The sequence below is a fragment of the Deltaproteobacteria bacterium genome, assembly GCA_016219225.1.
Lineage (GTDB): Bacteria > Desulfobacterota > RBG-13-43-22 > RBG-13-43-22 > RBG-13-43-22 > RBG-13-43-22.
Genome location: JACRBX010000167.1, coordinates 1 through 2,113, shown reverse-complemented (window position 1 = coordinate 2,113; position 2,113 = coordinate 1). Strand labels below are relative to the sequence as shown.

The window sequence follows — 2,113 nt, the reverse complement described above, 5'->3', positions numbered from 1 at the left end:
ATAAAAGGAGCGGTCGTAACTCTCGGCCATGATCTTGCGGGTCCAGGGTTCGTCGAAGAGAAAACCGGTTCCGGCAATGGTTTTAAAGACGTGTACCATGTGCTCGATGTTTGCACTCCGCTCCTGGGGAGGAGGGGTAATCAGCAGCCCGGTCACCTCGGGAGTTGGCTGGGGCACTTCGGGATTGCCGGTCGTTGAATAAATGGAGGTCAAACTTAAGACCCGGGAGGGGTGCCGAATAACCAGGGTCTGGGCGATCATGCCTCCCATGGACATGCCGCAGATATGAGCCTTCTCAATCTTCAGGGCGTCCAGGAGGCCGGCTGCGTCGTCGGCCATATCCTCAAGCGTATAGGGCGGGGTGATTTTTTCACCAGCCATCAATTTTCCGAATATTTTCATCAGGTCGGGCACCCCGGCTGCCTCAAATTTAGTAGAAAGTCCGGCATCCCGGTTATCAAACCGGATGACATAGTGGCCCCGTTCGGCCAAGTCTTTACAGAGATCATCATCCCAATGGATCATCTGCGCCCCCAAACCGATAATCAGAAGGAGCGGGCGCCCCGATGGGTCTCCGAAGGTTTCATACTCAATTTCAATTCCGTTGGCTTTTACTCTGGACATTTCGGCACCTCCTTGAGTCGATCAAATTGTCTTCCACACTTCCCATGTTAAAAATCCTCCTACCCATTTACGATGGGATTTCATGAAATTATGGGTTTTCTTTAATTCCGAAATCCGAAATCGAAAATCCTAAATCGGACTAAAGGTCCTCCAGGTAAGGGATAAGAGTCCTTTTCATTTTTTTCCGTAATTCCCGAAAGAGACCTTTTCCCCCAAAGGATATTCGGTAAGTCAAAAGCGGATCCTGAAAGGGCACATGGCTCCATTCAGTCAGACCCGGATAATAGGCGCACACCTGATCCGCATCCGAACACAGGGTAATTACCTGGTCGAACTTTAAACCCTTGAAGATATCCAGGTGTTTGGATTTTTGTGAAGAGGGATCGATCCCGATTTCCTGTAAAACTTTTTTGACCATGGGGTGAATCTCCAGGGGCAGAAAACCGGCTGAAAAAGCCGCCCACTTATCTTTTAAAAAATGATTGACCAGGGCCTCGGCCATCTGGGAACGAACGACATTGGCGGTGCAAATAAACAGGACCGTTTTCCGTCCTTCGTCTTTAGCCTTTTGGTATCGACTTAATTCTTCATTAAAAAGTCCGGTGTCTTTTTCTTCCATGTTATTTTAGGATTTTCAAATCATCGAGCGGTAAATTTCCACAGGCCGCGCAGCCGCATAATTTTTTTTCTTTAAGGGTGTGGATTCCTTCCCGGGTCAGCAGGGCGACAATGACCAAACCGATGACCGGATCGGCCTGCCAAATGCCAAACCAGTAATTGAGACTCAAACCGATGAGCAGGGCTACGGATAACATGGCGCAGGCCAGGGTTTGTTTGGAATCGGCCACCAGACTGGCGGTGTTCATCGACTTTCCGGTCCGGTATTTCAAATAAAATAAGACGGGCATTATTATTATGGAAACAATGGCAATAATAATGCCCAAAAGGCTGGGGGATGGCTTTACGTTAAAAATTAATTTTTCCAGAGAGGCATAAAGGATATAGGCCCCTAAAATAAAAAAGGTATAGCCCACCAGGGTGATGGCCTTCTTTTCGATGCCTTCCTCTTCTTCCCCGGATAAGCTTTTATGTCCGGCGAATCTCCAGATCATCACGGAACCGGACAGGGATTCGATAAAACTATCCAACCCAAATCCGATCAGGGCGATACTGCCGGCCAAAGATCCGGCCAGGATGGAAACGACGCCTTCAAGTACATTGTAGCCTACGGTGAAATACGATAAGACCAAGGCCCTTTTATTTAAATTTGCCATGCCGGAACTCCTTAGTAAGAAAATAAAGCCTCAAGATGCAAGATGCAAGTTTCTAAGGATGAAAAACCTTGGACCTGAACATAACGCACCTACGGTGCGGACTTTAGAGATCCTTGACATAACATAGATCACCACCACAAGGGCACTGAAGTTCTGGCATTCGGTGTTTAGACCTTGGGGAAGGTGGGAAGGAATCAACCACGATATCCTCCACT

At 48.0% G+C, this 2,113-nt stretch carries 3 protein-coding genes; all 3 read right to left on the bottom strand.

Features of this window, described 5'->3' with window-relative positions:
• On the bottom strand, positions 1–624 hold a 624-nt coding region (locus tag HY879_14705; protein MBI5604590.1), incomplete at its 3' end, for an alpha/beta fold hydrolase.
• Between the two features lie 139 nt (positions 625–763).
• Entirely contained in the window at positions 764–1,243 is a 480-nt protein-coding gene (locus tag HY879_14700) for an arsenate reductase ArsC (protein ID MBI5604589.1), read from the bottom strand.
• A gap of 1 nt (position 1,244) precedes the next feature.
• The gene (locus HY879_14695) at positions 1,245–1,898 is read right to left on the bottom strand and encodes a cation transporter (GenBank protein MBI5604588.1); all 654 of its coding nucleotides are present in this window, start codon (positions 1,896–1,898) and stop codon (positions 1,245–1,247) included.
• Positions 1,899–2,113 lie beyond the last annotated feature (215 nt).

Coding starts and splice junctions, on each gene's coding strand:
- HY879_14700 (MBI5604589.1), bottom strand. CDS start 1,243: ATGGAAGAAAAAGACACCGGACTTTTTAATGAAGAATTAAGTCGATAC.
- HY879_14695 (MBI5604588.1), bottom strand. CDS start 1,898: ATGGCAAATTTAAATAAAAGGGCCTTGGTCTTATCGTATTTCACCGTA.